General features: G+C 68.4%; 12 protein-coding genes. 6 read left to right on the top strand and 6 right to left on the bottom strand.

All coding sequences use genetic code 11. The annotated features are described in order from the left end of the window. Positions 1–60: 60 nt before the first annotated feature. The gene (locus D6T63_RS16720) at positions 61–648 is read left to right on the top strand and encodes a helix-turn-helix domain-containing protein (RefSeq protein ID WP_235830822.1); all 588 of its coding nucleotides are present in this window, start codon (positions 61–63) and stop codon (positions 646–648) included. Between the two features lie 24 nt (positions 649–672). On the opposite strand, the gene ald is transcribed toward D6T63_RS16720, so the two are convergent. After that, a complete protein-coding gene (gene ald, locus D6T63_RS16715) occupies positions 673–1785 on the bottom strand; it encodes an alanine dehydrogenase (protein WP_120150191.1) in 1113 nt (370 codons plus the stop codon). A gap of 266 nt (positions 1786–2051) precedes the next feature. Here ald and D6T63_RS16710 point away from each other — a divergent pair, with 266 nt between their 5' ends. After that, positions 2052–3281 carry a PucR family transcriptional regulator gene (locus D6T63_RS16710; protein ID WP_120150190.1) on the top strand — a complete coding sequence of 410 codons (1230 nt, stop codon included), beginning with the start codon at positions 2052–2054 and terminating at the stop codon, positions 3279–3281. Between the two features lie 19 nt (positions 3282–3300). Here D6T63_RS16710 and D6T63_RS16705 read toward each other — a convergent pair whose 3' ends face one another. Then, complete coding sequence (locus D6T63_RS16705; protein ID WP_120150189.1) at positions 3301–3723, bottom strand: helix-turn-helix domain-containing protein; 423 nt, start codon at positions 3721–3723, stop codon at positions 3301–3303. 565 nt (positions 3724–4288) lie between these two features. On the opposite strand from D6T63_RS16705, the gene D6T63_RS16700 reads away from it, so the two are divergent. Continuing rightward, positions 4289–5053: a MerR family transcriptional regulator gene (locus D6T63_RS16700; RefSeq protein ID WP_120150188.1), complete on the top strand. Its 765-nt coding sequence runs from the start codon at positions 4289–4291 to the stop codon at positions 5051–5053. A gap of 94 nt (positions 5054–5147) precedes the next feature. Here D6T63_RS16700 and D6T63_RS16695 read toward each other — a convergent pair whose 3' ends face one another. Beyond that, positions 5148–6710 (bottom strand): GGDEF domain-containing protein, encoded by a 1563-nt coding sequence (locus tag D6T63_RS16695; RefSeq protein WP_120150187.1) that lies wholly within the window; start codon positions 6708–6710, stop codon positions 5148–5150. A 329-nt stretch (positions 6711–7039) separates the two neighbouring features. Between D6T63_RS16695 and D6T63_RS16690 the strand changes: the two genes are divergently transcribed. Together D6T63_RS16690 and D6T63_RS16685 are read left to right on the top strand one after the other, a co-directional pair. Next, positions 7040–7882, top strand: a complete 843-nt coding sequence (locus D6T63_RS16690; protein WP_120150186.1) for a DUF1206 domain-containing protein — start codon at positions 7040–7042, stop codon at positions 7880–7882. Between the two features lie 55 nt (positions 7883–7937). Next, positions 7938–8330: a DUF2256 and DUF3253 domain-containing protein gene (locus D6T63_RS16685; RefSeq protein ID WP_120150185.1), complete on the top strand. Its 393-nt coding sequence runs from the start codon at positions 7938–7940 to the stop codon at positions 8328–8330. On the opposite strand, the gene D6T63_RS16680 is transcribed toward D6T63_RS16685, so the two are convergent. Genes D6T63_RS16680 through rhaI form a run of 3 tightly spaced genes read right to left on the bottom strand, consistent with a single transcriptional unit; the run spans position 8319 to position 13037 of the window. Beyond that, the gene (locus D6T63_RS16680) at positions 8319–9782 is read right to left on the bottom strand and encodes a rhamnulokinase (RefSeq protein ID WP_120150184.1); all 1464 of its coding nucleotides are present in this window, start codon (positions 9780–9782) and stop codon (positions 8319–8321) included. The genes D6T63_RS16685 and D6T63_RS16680 overlap by 12 nt on opposite strands. Position 9783: 1 nt before the next feature. Beyond that, a complete protein-coding gene (locus tag D6T63_RS16675) occupies positions 9784–11874 on the bottom strand; it encodes a bifunctional aldolase/short-chain dehydrogenase (RefSeq protein ID WP_120150183.1) in 2091 nt (696 codons plus the stop codon). Beyond that, on the bottom strand, positions 11871–13037 hold the full coding sequence (gene rhaI, locus D6T63_RS16670; RefSeq protein WP_182977073.1) for an L-rhamnose isomerase: 1167 nt from the start codon (positions 13035–13037) through the stop codon (positions 11871–11873). Before rhaI ends, D6T63_RS16675 begins: the two co-directional genes overlap by 4 nt. Before the next feature lie 219 nt (positions 13038–13256). Between rhaI and D6T63_RS16665 the strand changes: the two genes are divergently transcribed. Then, complete coding sequence (locus tag D6T63_RS16665; protein ID WP_120150182.1) at positions 13257–14288, top strand: LacI family DNA-binding transcriptional regulator; 1032 nt, start codon at positions 13257–13259, stop codon at positions 14286–14288. The last annotated feature ends 42 nt before the right edge of the window (positions 14289–14330 follow it).

Below are 14330 nucleotides of genomic sequence, written 5' to 3'. Positions count from 1 at the left end.
CCCTACGGAGACCTGCACCCTGTCCCGGCCCTACCTGTAGCCCGACCTAGGATGGCGTGCATGACCGAAAATGCCCACGACGACGTCAGCGGGAAGATCGAGCAGGTCATCGGCGCGCAGGTGCGGCACTACCGAACAGCCCAGAACCTCTCGTCCGCCGAACTCGCGGCCCGGACAGGACTCTCCAAGGGCATGATCTCGAAGATCGAGACGGCCAGCACATCCTGTTCGCTGACGACGCTGCAACGGTTGGCGGACGGACTGGCGATCCCGGTGACCGCGCTCTTCCGGGGCGCGGACACGGACCGCGATGCTACGTTCACCAAGAGCGGTGCAGGTAGCGTCACGGTCCGCAGTGGCACCCAGCACGGACACGAATACCGCGTCCTCGGAGCCCTCAAGGGCCGGAGTGACGCGCTGGAGCCGACCCTTGTCACGCTCACCGACGCCTCCGACGTCTTCCCCCTGTTCCAGCACCCGGGTACGGAATTCATCTTCCTGCTGTCCGGCAGGATGGTGTACGGCCACGGGCCGTACGAGTACACGATGGAATCCGGGGACTCCCTCCTGCTCGACGGGGAAGGACCACACGGACCGCTCGACCTCCTCGAACTTCCCATCACGTTCCTGGCCGTCGCGGCGCGGTGAGGAACATTCCCACCTACGTCCCGACTAGACGAGTGCCGACCAGTCACCCGCGAGATCGAGCCCGTGCGCCTCTGACACGGAGTGGTGGGCCACCCTGCCCGAGGCGACGTTCAGGCCACGCGCGAGCGCGGGATCGGCTTCGAATGCACGGCGGACGCCCTTGTCGGCCAGTGCGACGGCGTAGCGGAGGGTGACGTTGGTCAGGGCGTAGGTGGACGTGTGGGGAACCGCGCCGGGCATGTTGCCCACGCAGTAGAACAGCGACCCGTGCACGGTGAACGTCGGGTCCTCGTGGGTGGTGACGCGCGAGTCCTCGAAGCAGCCGCCCTGGTCCACCGCGATGTCCACGAGGACGCTACCGGGCTTCATGCGCGCCACGAGGGCGTTGGTGACGAGCTTGGGAGCACGTGCGCCGGGAATGAGCACGGACCCGATCACGAGGTCGGCCTCGAGGACGGACGTCTCGATCTCGAGCGCGTTCGACGCGACGGTCTTCACGCGTCCGGCATAGAGGGCGTCGATCTCCCGGAGCCGCGCGATGTTGATGTCGAGGATCGTGACGTCCGCGCCGGTGCCGACAGCCATCGCCGTCGCGTTGGTTCCCGCCACACCCGCGCCGAGAACAACGACCTTGGCGGGACGGACACCCGCGACACCGCCGAGTAACAGGCCGGGCCCGCCGGCGGGCGCGGTCATCACCTGGGCGCCGACCTGAACGGAGAGCCGGCCCGCGACCTCGGACATCGGCGCCAGGAGGGGGAGCGAGCGGCCGTCCTGCACCGTTTCGTAGGCGATCGCCGTAACACCGGAGTCGAGCAACGCACGAGTCAGCTCGGGCTCGGCGGCCAGATGGAGGTACGTGAAGAGGAGAAGTCCCTCGCGGAAACGGTGGTACTCGGCGGGGACCGGCTCCTTGACCTTCATGACCATGTCCGCCCGCGCCCAGACCTCGTCCGCGGCATCGACCAGTTCCGCGCCCGCCGCCTCATACGCGGCGTCGGTGATACTGGAACCGATTCCTGCTCCCCGCTCCACCAGGATGGTGTGGCCGTGGGCCCTGAACTCGTGGACGCCGGACGCGGTGATGGCGACGCGGAACTCGTTGTTCTTCACTTCTTTGGGGACGCCGATGATCATGGGATTCTCCAGGCTGCGATCGGGGCGGACGGGGGTAGAACCAGAATAAGGACCGTGTGCCTGCTCGGCTCCACTCCTTTCGTCGCTCGAACGGAGTTGAACGGTACCGGTAATCAGCTCGTGAGCTGGGAGGCCCGTCGATCCGGGACTGTTGCCGCATGTGACCTGCGCCACTAGCACGTCGATGCGCGGCGACGCGCTCGACAGATGTCGAGCAGAGTGGCGGCAGATGTCGCCCAGGCGTCCCACCTGCTTACTCTTGGGCTGTGCAGAACCAGGTCATAGAGGACGTCGTCGAATCCATAGCTCGGGGACTCGAACGCGGGCTCTCGCTCGAGGATCCCGACGGCGTCCTCCTCGCCTACAGCAGCCACCAGACGTCGGCGGACCGTGTCCGGGTCAATTTCCTCCTGAGCAAAAAGGTCCCCGCGGACGTGAGCGAGTGGCAGCTGCGCCACGGGATCGGCCAGGCCGTCCGCCCCGTTGCCGTTCCAGCCAACGAGGAGCTAGGCATGCTCGGGCGGGTATGCGTGCCCCTGCTGGTGCGGGGCTTCCGCGTGGGGTACCTGTGGGTGCAGCAGCAGTCCAACGAGGATCCCGCCGAGGGCATCCTCGCCGCGCTGCCCGCGGTGCGGCCGACCATCGATCGTCTCGCAGAACTGCTCCTCGAGACGGACACGGCGTCGTCCGAGCGGCGGACGCAGCGCGAGGCAACCTTCCTCGCGGCATGCCGCGGTGTTGCCACAGCCGTCGAGGAGCTCCGTGGGTGGCGGGAACTGGCAGGGCACGGTCCGTGGCGCGTGGCGGTGGTCCACGAACTGCCGGAGGCCGCACCGTCAGGAGACGCCGCCGATCCCAACGAGGCCGCGCTCCTTCAGCGCACGCTCGCGCTCCAGGCGACGGTCGGCGTCGCACCCGTCCTCTTCAGTGCCGGTGCCGCGGAGTTCTCGGTCCTGCTGTGCCACTCCGAGGTCGGACGCAATGCCCTGCATCAGGTCCTCGACAGGTACCGGGCCGAGGTGGCGAAGCGTGCCGGCCGCCTCGCAGGTCGATCCGTCCTCGGGCTGAGCGAGCCGGCCGCCGATCCCCGGGCGCTGGCAGGGGCCCTGCTGCAGGCGCAGCACACGGTGCAGGCGGTCGCCGTCGATCCGCAACTGGGCGTGCCATGCTCGTACGCCGATATCGGCGTCTACCAGTTCCTGGGCGCCGTCGGCTGGCAGGCTCCCGCCCTCGGCAGTATCCACTTCGCGGAATTGCGCGAGGCCGACCGGCTCGGCGAACTCCTGCCTGTCCTCGAGCTGCTGTACGACAAGAACGGCTCGGTGCAGGACGTCGCCACCCAGCTGCACCTCCACCGCAGCAGCGTATACAACCGACTCACGAGGATCCGCTCCATCATCGGCGTCGATCCGCTCGCGGGCATGGTGCGGCTCGAGCTGCACCTCGCCCTCAAGGCCGATCGGTGGCTGTCGCGGCCCCGTTTCGAGCGGGCCTGACCGGCGTCGAGGAGTGCGCTCAGGAGGGCGGCTGATCCGGGGAGCCGGTCACGTCAGTGACCGCGGACAGCTCCTTGCGGCGGAGCTGGCTCCGCAACCAGTCCTCGACGTCGGCCCGGCGGATACGCCGGTGCGAACCGCGGTACTCGACCGGCAGGGTGCCGGCATCGGTGAGCTTGCGCAGGTAGCTGTGGGAGATCCCGGCGAGCTCGGCCGCCTGCGAGGTGGTGAGCAGTTCAGCCACGGAGGTCACCTGTACGGCGTCGCCGTCGGACAGGCGGGAGAGGAGGTCGACGACGGCTGCCTGTGCCTCCGCGGGGAGGCGGTGGGCGGTGCCGTCCACGAAGACGGTGACGTCGGCACTCTGCCCGAGGGCGCGGCGCATGGGTGCGGCCTGCTCGGGAGGCAGTGCTGCTGCGGATCTCGGAGCCCTGGCGGTCATGTGGCCCATTGTGCCAGCCGGTAGGAATCCAGCCGCATGGCTGCGGGCAGCACGAGACGGGTCCTTCCGCAATACGTGGCGGGAGTCTATATTCGAGGGACAAATACCCTCACTCCTTGCACCCAGCGTCGGTTGCAAGACGGGAATGGTGCATCTCATGACAACAATCCACCACGGGCGAAGCCTGCACACCAGCAGCTCATCCCTTCCACTCGCGGACACGGGCGAATCACCCTCCTGCCCCCAGTGCCGCACAGATGAGTACCTGATCTTCGAGGAGTTCGTCCCCGCTCGGCAGGCGGAGCATTCCACGGACCTCATTCCTGCGAGCGCCAGTTACAGCTGCTCCGAATGTGGCACGTTCAATGCGCACATAGTCCCGGCCTCGTGGCGCCCGCCGCAGTGGTTCTGGTACAGCTGATCGCCGGACGGGTGGGACCTCGTCACCCTCCCTGATCGATGCGCAGGGCGCAACCAGCAACCAGGGGACTTGACCTTGACCGTGCGTCAATTCCTACCGTTGTAGGTACCGGCGCCTCCCGTGCGGCGGACGGAGGAGGACGAGGTGGACCATCCCATCGCGGCTGTTGCCCGGCTGGCCGGAACCACGAGCCGGACACTGCGCCACTATGGCGACATCGGTCTGCTGGACGCGACCCGCATCGGGGCGAACGGATACCGGTACTACGACTCCGCGGCCCTCGTGAGGCTCCAGCGCATCCTGTTGCTGAGGTCGCTGGGACTGCCGCTGCCGGTCATCCGGGACGTGATCGACGACGGGCGCAGCGACAGCCCCGCGTCGGCCCTGCGGGCTCACCTTGACCACCTCCGCGGCGAGCAGCAACGGCTCGACCTGCAGATCAGTGCGGTCCTCACCACGGTGGAGGCCCTCGAGCGAGGAGATGAACCCATGCCGGAGAGGATGTTCAGCGGATTCGACCACACGCGCTACGAGCGGGAGGTGGTGGATCGGTGGGGGCAGGACGCCTATGGGCAGGGCAACTCGTGGTGGCGCGGCAAGAGCGACGACGAGCGGGCGGAATTCCAGCGGGACGTGGCAGACCTCACCGCCCGCTGGATCGCCGCCGCATCGAGGGGCGCGTCGCCTGATAGCGACGAGGCCCAGCGTCTCGCCGAGCGCCACATCGCCTGGCTGTCGGATGTTCCGGGGGTTCCCCGCGAACAGGACGGCTCCCTGTCGGAGGAGTACCTTCGCGGTCTCGGTGACATGTACGTGGCGGACCCGCGCTTCGCCGCGCATTACGGCGGCAAGGGTGGTGCGGAACTGGTGCGCGCGGCGCTCGGGGAGTGGCTCGTGCAACGGGACTGACCACTCCGGTCCCGTCAGCGTCGTTCCACGGGGTTCGCATGCGGGGGCCGATAGGTGGGGCGGGTCGAGCTGCCTTGGCGGAGAGCGCCCCGGACTACCAGGGGCCGACCGCCCGGTCCCTGCCGGCCCGCTTCGCCCTGTACAGATTCCGGTCCGCCTCCCGCAGAAGGTCCGCCGATGACGCCCCCGGTGTGCAGTCCGCGAAGCCGATGCTCGCGGTGAGATGCAGCCCGAGGTGTATGTGGGGCCATTCGAGGCTGCGCAGGGAGGACAGGACGCCGCCCGCTACTTCCTGCTGGTCAGCCTGCTGCTCCAGGACCAGCAGGAACTCCTCACCGCCGATGCGGGCAACATACCTGACGCCCGAGCCCTGTTCCAGGCACCCGGCGACGGCGACGAGGACGTCGTCCCCCGCCGGGTGCCCGTAGCGATCGTTGACCTGCTTGAAGTGGTCCAGGTCGAGGATCGCCAGCGAACCCGTCCATCTCCCGCCGGTCTGCCATCTGCGGACGACCTCGGGAAGTGAGTCCTCGACCCAACGTCGGTTGCGTACCTTGGTGAGTGGATCGACGGCGACGGCGGCCTCCGCCTGCTCGGCCCTCTCGATGGCCTCCGTCACGTTCTGCTCGGCGAACAGATGGTCCACCTGTGAACGTCGCGCTTCGATCCAGCGCGTCCTGGCGGTGTGGTGGAACTGCCGGTGCAGTTCGTAGGCAAGACGAAAATCGGCCGCGGACGCGGCCACGGCAGCGCGCTCCTCGAGGATCATCGAAGCCACTTCCTCGAGCGCGTGGCGCGCAGTGAGATGCTCCGCCCGGTCGAGTGCGCTCCGTGCGGAAGCCAGGTCACCGACTCCATGATGGGCCTGAGCGAGAAGGAGCATCCGGTAGGCCTTCGTCTCCGGCTGGGACGTCGCGGTGTCGGCTTCGTCCGAACGCTGCAGGACTTCGAGGGCATCCCAGGGGCGGTGGGCTGCGAGGTGACCGCGCGCGAGCACGTCTCCCAACTCCGTCTCGAGCTCGGGAGAGGCGGCTATCACGGCCTGGAGCCGCTCCAGCCAGAACGTCGCCTCCTCCGGCATGGCCTCGTCGAGTGCCGCATGGAAGGCATTGGAAGCGAGCTGTGCCAGGAGATCATTGTCGTCCAGGTGTTCGGCGAGGGCCAGCGCTCGCCGTGACACGGCGAATCCGTGCTGGAGGAGACCCGCGCCCAGCAAGCCGATGGCCTGCCGCGTCAGCAGCTTCGCCCGCAGGCGCGGCAGCTCCGAACCGTCGAGGAGTGTCACGGCGATGGTCGCCTGTTCAGCGCCCGACCCGGAATGCCCTGCGAGGAGATCCATCATGGCGATCAGGGCATGACAGCGACTGGCCAGGCGGGCATCACCCTGCTCGGTCGCCCAGTCGAGGATCTCCTGTCCTCGCGTCCGTGCTCCCGGGGCTCCCTCGATCCGCGCCAGGGCGTCGAGTCCGGTCACCTCGGCCCAGAAGGCGACGTCGAGCCGACCGAGCGCCTCGGCGAACGCCCGGACGTCCGCTGCCTCGATCACAGCGAGCGCGAGGTCCGCGCTGATTTCTATCCCCTCGAGGGCGGTGATCAGGTCACGCTCCTGCGCCAGGCGCAGCGAACCGCTCTCCGTCACGATGTCGTCATTCAGCATGGGCGCTCCAAGTAGTCGGGGCAGCGACGTCCGACGAATCGGTTTGGGTGAGACCACGGTGTGCGCTGACATGCCGAAGGGACTGGCATGACCAGTGTGCCGTGTCGGGACGGCCGGCTCAAGGCTTGGGAGCCGTGCCGCTGGTATCGGATCGGTGCCTGATGGAGGCCGGGAAGGGATCGGAGCAGGCAGCGGAGCGCGGCCGGCGCAAGGTGTCGGTTGCCGACCGTCCTGCCGTCACCTTCTCCTAAACTTGGACAACACCTGCTCGGTGTTTCCGTCCGATGGCCCTCGGCGGTACGCGCAGGCGACGACGGGAGGCGGTTGCGATGACGACGGACAGCAACGCCGACCAGCGGAGCGCGGCAAGCCGGGCCGCCGATGCCGTCGAATCGGTGTCCGACGCACGCGCCCTGGATGTAGCGGCGCGCCTCGGGTTCGCGGCGCTCGCGGTGGTGCACATCCTGATCGGCATCATCGCTCTCCGCCTCGCCTTCGGCGGGAAGGGCGAGGCGGAACCGACGGGAGCCCTGGAGGAAGTGGCCGAGGGGAACCTCGGCACCGCGATCATGTGGATCTGCGCTGTGGGCTGCGCCGGACTGGCACTGTGGCAGTTCAGCGAGGCGACGCTGCGGGCACGTCACCTCGGCAGGAGGGAGCGGATCGGCAAGCACATCTCGTCGGGCTCGCTCGTGGTCATCTACGGATCCATGGCGGGCACATTCGCGCGCTTCGCCCTCGGCGACGGCCCCGACTCGTCCCAGTCGACGGTCGACTTCACGCGCTCCCTGCTCACGTCCAACTTCGGAGTGGTGCTCGTGTTCGTGACCGCCGGAGTAATCCTCGGGATCGGGGCCCATTTCGTCATCAAGGGCGTGCGCCGGACTTTCCGCCCGGAGCTCCGGACGTTCGAGGACACGGCACGCGGTCGGGTGATCGAAGTGTTCGGCGTCGTGGGCCATGTCGCGAAGGGAATCGCACTGCTGCTGGTAGGCGGTCTGTTCGTCATCGCCGGACTTGACCGCAATCCCCAGGAGTCCACCGGGCTGGACGGCAGCCTGAAGGCGTTGCAGTACCACCCGGGCGGGGTGTACGTGCTGACCGCAGTTGCCGTCGGCCTCATCTGCTACGGGGTCTTCGCGGTCATACGGTCCATCTTCGGACGCATGTGACCGCCGACCGGTGCGTTTCTTCACGCCGTCCCCCGACCCCCGGCCGGAGACGGTAGTGGGGTCCCGTTCGAAGGCCTCCCGAGCTGCCCACGAGTCGAAGACCTGCCGGTCGTGCGGCCGTCGGATCGAGTGGCGCAAGAAGTGGGAGCGGAACTGGGAGGACGTGGCGTACTGCAGCGACGCCTGCCGGGCCCGGAAGGTGCGTCCGATCGACACAGCCCTCGAGGAGTGGCTCCTCGCGCGCCTGAGCGCCGGATCCCGGGGCTCGGACGTCGATCCCACCGACGCGGCAGGGGCATTCGGAGCCGACGGCACCACGGTGCATGAGCCTGCCCGTCGTGCTGCCCGTCGGCTGGTCCAACGGGGACTCGCCGAGATGGTGCAGCGCGGCGTGGTTGTCGATCCGTCGACGGCGAAGGGTCCGGTGGTGTTGCGACTACCCCGCTGACGTCAGCGCCGCCTTGTCCGCGGGGTCGTAGCGGACCGTACTGGCCGCGGCGCGCGCCGCGCGCCTGATGCCTGCGAGGCCCGTTCCGGCGTCGAGCAACCCGGCTGCTCTCGCCTGGACGAGGATGTTGCCGAGTGCGGTGGCCTCCACGGGGCCCGCGAGGACCGGCAGGCCCGTCCGGTCCGCCGTCAGCTGGCAGAGCAGGGCGTTCTGCGATCCGCCACCCACCACATGGATGACATCGATCCGGTGTCCAGAGAGCCGCGCGGCATCCTGGAGGGTGCGGGCGTAGGCCTCGGCGAGGCTGTCCATGATGCACCGCACAAGTGCCTCCCGCGACGAGGGGATGCTCCCACCCGACGCCACGGCTGCCCGCAGGATACGCCCGGGCATGCCGTCGGGCGCGAGGAAGTCGGTGCTGTCGGCGTCGATGATCGGACCGCCCGCGGGTAGCGCCGCCGCGGCCGCGAGTAGCTCGGCCAGATCCGGTGAGGGCCCCTCGACGGACCACTCCCGAAGGCACTCCTGCAGCAGCCAGAGCCCCCCGGTATTGCGGAGGTAGCGGATGGTGCCGTCCACGCCGCGCTCGTTCGTGAAGTTCGCGGTGCGGCTCTCGTCGGTCAGGATCGGTGCGTCCAGCTCGACCCCCACGAGTGACCATGTCCCTGAGGAGATGTACGCGAAGTGGGCCGACTCCGCAGGGACTGCCGCGACGGCGGAGGCCGTGTCATGCGATCCGACCGCGAGAACTGCGGTCACCTCCGGCAACCCGGTCTTGCGCGCGATCGCGGGCAACAGGGTACCGATGGTGGAGCCGGGCTCCACGAGGGGTGGGAAGAGGTCCTCCCGCAGGCCCAGCGGGCCGAAGAGATCCACTGCCCAGGTACCGGTCCGGGCATCGAGCAGGCCTGTGGTCGAGGCGTTCGTGGCTTCGGTGCGTCGCTCGCCGGTGAGGCGGTAGGCGAGGAGGTCGGGGATCAGCAGGGCCTGCACGCCCTCCAGCGATCGCTCGGCGGCCAGCTGATACACCGTGTTGAAGGGCAGGAACTGCAGCCCGGTCTGCCCGTAGAGCTGTCCGGGCGGGACGGCTCGATGCACCACGCCGATGCTCGTCCCGGTCCGGCCATCACGGTAGCTGAAAGGCAGGTGGCGGAGGGCGCCGGTGTCGTCCACCAGTCCGTAGTCCACCGCCCACGTGTCGATCCCGATGCTCGTGACGGTGTCCCCGGCCACGGCCGCCGCTTGCGCGGCAGCCGCGAGTCCGGCGAGGACCTCGGCGAACAGCGCCTCGATGTCCCAACGCAAGGCGCCGCCGAGGAACTGGGCCCCATTGGCGAAGCGATGCACGGTCTGCAGGTCCGGACCTGCATCCGTCAGCCTGCCGAGGATGACGCGGCCGGAGGAAGCCCCGATGTCGATGGCGGCGAAGGCCACCCCCTGACGACCGCCCACGTCAGCGGAGGAACGCCGCGGCGACGCCAGCGTCCACCGGGATGTGCAGGCCGGTGGTGTGCGAGAGCTCGGCGGAGGTCAGGACGGCGACCGCGTTGGCCACGTTCTCCGGCAGCACCTCGCGCTTGAGAAGCGTGCGCTGCGCGTAGTACTCGCCCAGTTTCTCCTCCTCCACGCCGTAGACAGCGGCGCGCTTGGCTCCCCAGCCCCCGGCGAAGATGCCCGAGCCGCGGACCACTCCGTCGGGGTTGATGCCGTTGACGCGGACGCCGTAGCCCCCGAGCTCGGCCGCGAGCAGCCGAACCTGGTGCGCCTGGTCAGCCTTGGTGGCGCTGTACGCGATGTTGTTGGGACCGGCGAAGACCGAGTTCTTGGAGGAGATGTAGATGATGTCCCCGCCCATGTCCTGCTCGATGAGTACCTTTGCGGCGGCCTGCGACATGAGGAAGGAACCCTTCGCCATGACGTTGTGCTGCAGGTCCCAGTCCTTCTCGGTGGTTTCCAGGAGCGGCTTCGAGATGGACAGGCCCGCATTGTTGACCACGAGGTCGAGTCCACCGAAGGCGAGCACCGTGGCCCGGACGGCTTCCTGCACCTGGGCCAGGTCCGTCACGTCGGCCTGGACGCCGATGGCGACGTCGGGACCGCCGAGTTCCTCCGCGACGGCGCTCGCGCTGTCGATGTTCAGGTCCGCGATGACCACGCAGGCACCCTCGGCGGCGAGGCGGGTGGCGATGGCCTTGCCGATACCCGATGCCGCTCCCGTCACGAGCGCGATGCGCCCGGCGTGGGATTTCGGCCTCGGCAGGCGCGCCAGCTTCGCCTCCTCCAGCGCCCAGTACTCGATGCGGAACTTCTCGCTCTCCTCGATGGGTGAGTAGGTCGAGATGGCCTCGGCGCCGCGCATCACGTTGATCGCGTTGAGGTAGAACTCCCCGGCTACCCGCGCGGTCTGCTTGTTGGCTCCGAAGGAGAACATGCCGACGCCGGGAACCAGCACGATCGCCGGGTCGGCACCACGCATGGCAGGCGAATCCGGCGTCGCGTGGCGCTCGTAGTAGGAGGCGTAGTCCGTCCTGTACTCGGCGTGCAGTTCACGCAGCCGCAGGAGGCAACTCTCGACGTCGGCACCGGCCGGGAGGTCGAGGATGAGCGGTTTCACCTTGGTGCGGAGGAAGTGGTCGGGGCAACTGGTGCCCAGGGCTCCCAGGCGCGGGTGCGCGGTGGACGCGAGGAAGTCCAGGACGCGGGGATCGTCGGTGAAGTGGCCCACCTGCGCCTTGTCCGTGGACGCGAGGCCGCGGATGGTCGGCGCGAGCGCAGCAGCCTTCGCGCGGCGCTCACCCCCGGACAGTGCTGCATAGCCCTCGAGGGCCGGACCGAAGGGCTCGGCCGTGCCGTGTTCGGCGATGTACCCCTCGGCGGTCTCGATGATCCACAGGGAGTTCGCCTCGGCCTCGGCAGAGGTGTCCCCCCACGCCGTGATGCCATGGCCGCCGAGGATGGTGCCGATGGCCTCGGGGTTCGCTTCCTTGATGGCGGCGATATCGAGTCCGAGCTGGAAGCCGGGCCGGCGCCAGGGCACCCACACGACCTTCGACCCGAAGATCGTCTTGGTCAGCGCCTCGCCGTCGGCCGCCGTCGCGATCGCGATGCCGGAATCGGGGTGCAGGTGGTCCACGTGCGCGGCGTCGACGAGGCCGTGCATCGCGGTGTCGATGGAGGGGGCCGCGCCACCCTTGCCGTGCAGTGTGTAATCGAACGCCGCGACCATCTCGTCCTCGCGGTCGACCCCCGGGTACACGCGGCGAAGGGCCTGCATCCGGTCGAGCCGCAGAACGGCGAGGCCGGACTCCTTCAACGTCCCGAGATCACCACCGGACCCCTTGACCCAGAGCAGCTCGACGTCCTCGCCGGTGGCAGGGTCGAAGCCCAAGCCCTTGGCGGAGGTGTTGCCACCGGCGTAGTTCGTGTTCCGCTTGTCCGCGCCCAGGCGGTTGGACCGCCCGATGAGGTCGCTGACGGTCTGGTTGGTGGAGCCGTTCGTGGAGGCGCTCGCCTGCCCTGTCGTCGTCGTCGTCGTCACTGTCATGCTCCCCATCCGGCCTGCTGGCCGCCCTGTCGGTCGGTGTTGATCCGGTCCTGGTAGCCGCTGGCGCGGTAGGCCTCCATGGGATCCGCAGGAAGCCCCTTCGTCTCGCGCCACTGGGCCAGGCCCGGACGGACGTCCGTATAGAAGGCGTCCATCATGATTGCGTTGGCGCCGAGGACGTCACCGGACTCCTGCGCTGCCGTCAACGCGGTCCTGTCGATGAGCAGTGCGCGCGCCGTCATCTCCTGCACGTTCAGGACGGAGCGGATCTGCCCGGGGATCTTCTCCTCGAGGTTGTGGCACTGGTCGAGCATGAGGGCTATCCCGCTCTCGGGCGAGAGTCCGTCACCGCGGACCACCTCCGCCATGATCCGGAAGAGCTGGAAGGGATCGGCGGCGCCGACGATCAGGTCGTCGTCGGCGTAGAAGCGTGAGTTGAAGTCGAAGGAGCCGAGCTTTCCGAGGCGGATGAGCTGCGCCACGATGAACTCGATGTTGGTGCCGGGTGCGTGGTGTCCGGTATCGAGGCAGACGAGGGCCTTCTCGCCCAGCTGCAGGCAATGGGCGTAGGACGTGCCCCAGTCCGGGACGTCGGTGTGATAGAACGCCGGCTCGAAGAACTTGTACTCCAGGACGAGGCGCTGGCCGTCGCCGAGGCGGTCGTAGACCTTGCGGAGCGAGTCCTGCAGCCAGTCCTGGCGCGAGCGCATGTCGGCCTGTCCCGGATAGTTGGAGCCGTCCGCCAGCCAGATCTTGAGGTCACGGGAGCCCGTGACGTTCATGACCTCAATGCACTCGTACATGTGGTCGATCGCCTTGTTCCGCACCGCGGCGTCGCTGTGCGTCAGGCTGCCGAACTTGTAGTCGTCATCCTGGAACGTGTTGCTGTTGATGGTGCCGAGTTCCATGCCGTGGTCGGCGGCGTAGGAGGAGAGGATGCCGTAGTCATCTACCTTGTCCCACGGGATGTGCAGGGCGACGCTGGGCGCGAGGCCGGTGAGCCGGTGCACCATGGCGGCGTCCGCGATCTTCTCCTGCACCGTGCGCGGCGTTCCGGGCGTCGCGAACACCTTGAAGCGGGTCCCGGAATTGCCATAGGCCCACGAGGGAACCTCGATAGCGAGCTGATCCAACTCTGCGGCGATGTCGTCGATGACAGTCATGTACTCTCTCCAGCGTGGTGGCGACCGGGGTGCTTCGTCACATCCCGGACGGCGTTTTATCGGGTGTCTTCCGCTTCAGGGGACGGCCTGGGAGAAGAAGGACAAGTACTGCGCCGTTGAATCGTTTCATTGGCACGTTTCAAAGTTATCCTTGCTCCAGACCGAGTGTCAACAGTCCTGCCGCACTCCCCGGGCCAGGACCCGAGCGTCGAGGAACCCATGGACAGCCGACCCGTCAGCATCAAGGACGTCGCAGATCGCGCGGGCGTCGCCGTCGGCACCGTTTCGAACGTGCTCAACCACCCCACGCGCGTCTCGTCCTCCACGCGGGAGCGCGTCCAGACCGCCATCGACCACCTCGGTTTCGTACGCAATGACGCGGCACGCCAACTGCGCGCGGGCCAGAGCCGCACCATCGGGCTGATCGTGCTCGACGTCGGCAACCCGTTCTTCTCCTCACTCGCCCGTGCGGCGGAGGACTGCGCCGCCGAGAACGGCAGTACCGTGGTGCTCGGCGACAGCGGCCAGGACGTGGAGCGCGAGGCCCGGTACATCGACGTCTTCGAGCAACAGCGCGTCCAGGGCATGCTCATCTCGCCCGTCGGGGACGTCGGCCCGCGCGTCGAGACCCTCCGCAAGCGCGGTATGCCCGTGGTGCTGGTGGACCGCGTGGACGCGCAGCGGCGTTGCAGCTCGGTATCCGTGGACGACGTCGCCGGTGGCTACATGGCTGTCCGCCACCTCCTGGAGGCGGGCCGCAGGCGCATCGTCTTCGTCGGCGCCAAGGCGGAATTCCAGCAGGTTGCTGATCGCCTGGCGGGCGCTCGTCAGGCCGTCGAGGAGCACGACGACGCCGTCCTCGAGGTCGTGGAGGCGGACGCGATGACGGTCCTCGCCGGACGCGACGTCGGGGGCAGGATCGCGCAGCGGCCTCCGGGCGAGCTGCCGGACGGCATCTTCTGCGCCAACGATCTCCTCGCCATCGGGGTGATGCAGGCCGTCCTGCTGATCCGCGGCCTCCGCATCCCCGAGGACCTGGCACTGATCGGCTATGACGACATCGACTTCTCCGCGTCGGCCGTGGTGCCCCTGACGAGCGTCCGCAAGCCGACCGAACTCATGGGACGCACCGCGGTCGAACTCCTCCTCGAGGAGATCGAGAGTCCCTCGTCACGCCGCCGGCAGGTCATCTTCGACCCCGAGCTGGTGGAGCGCGGCAGCACGACGGCGGCGGTGCACGCCGCCGGTTGAGGGCCGGGTCCGCCTCTCGGACGTAAGGTCACAGGTCGGTCT

This window comes from Arthrobacter cheniae, from assembly GCF_003602275.1.
Classification (GTDB): domain Bacteria; phylum Actinomycetota; class Actinomycetes; order Actinomycetales; family Micrococcaceae; genus Arthrobacter_D; species Arthrobacter_D cheniae.
This window is presented reverse-complemented; position numbering and strand designations above follow the sequence as displayed.

Excerpts from the sequence above, each read along its gene's own strand:
- D6T63_RS16720 (WP_235830822.1), top strand. The coding sequence starts at position 61 with ATGACCGAAAATGCCCACGACGACGTCAGCGGGAAGATCGAGCAGGTC.
- ald (WP_120150191.1), bottom strand. The coding sequence starts at position 1,785 with ATGATCATCGGCGTCCCCAAAGAAGTGAAGAACAACGAGTTCCGCGTC.
- D6T63_RS16705 (WP_120150189.1), bottom strand. The coding sequence starts at position 3,723 with ATGACCGCCAGGGCTCCGAGATCCGCAGCAGCACTGCCTCCCGAGCAG.
- D6T63_RS16695 (WP_120150187.1), bottom strand. The coding sequence starts at position 6,710 with ATGCTGAATGACGACATCGTGACGGAGAGCGGTTCGCTGCGCCTGGCG.
- D6T63_RS16690 (WP_120150186.1), top strand. The coding sequence starts at position 7,040 with ATGACGACGGACAGCAACGCCGACCAGCGGAGCGCGGCAAGCCGGGCC.
- D6T63_RS16675 (WP_120150183.1), bottom strand. The coding sequence starts at position 11,874 with ATGACAGTGACGACGACGACGACGACAGGGCAGGCGAGCGCCTCCACG.
- rhaI (WP_182977073.1), bottom strand. The coding sequence starts at position 13,037 with ATGACTGTCATCGACGACATCGCCGCAGAGTTGGATCAGCTCGCTATC.
- D6T63_RS16665 (WP_120150182.1), top strand. The coding sequence starts at position 13,257 with ATGGACAGCCGACCCGTCAGCATCAAGGACGTCGCAGATCGCGCGGGC.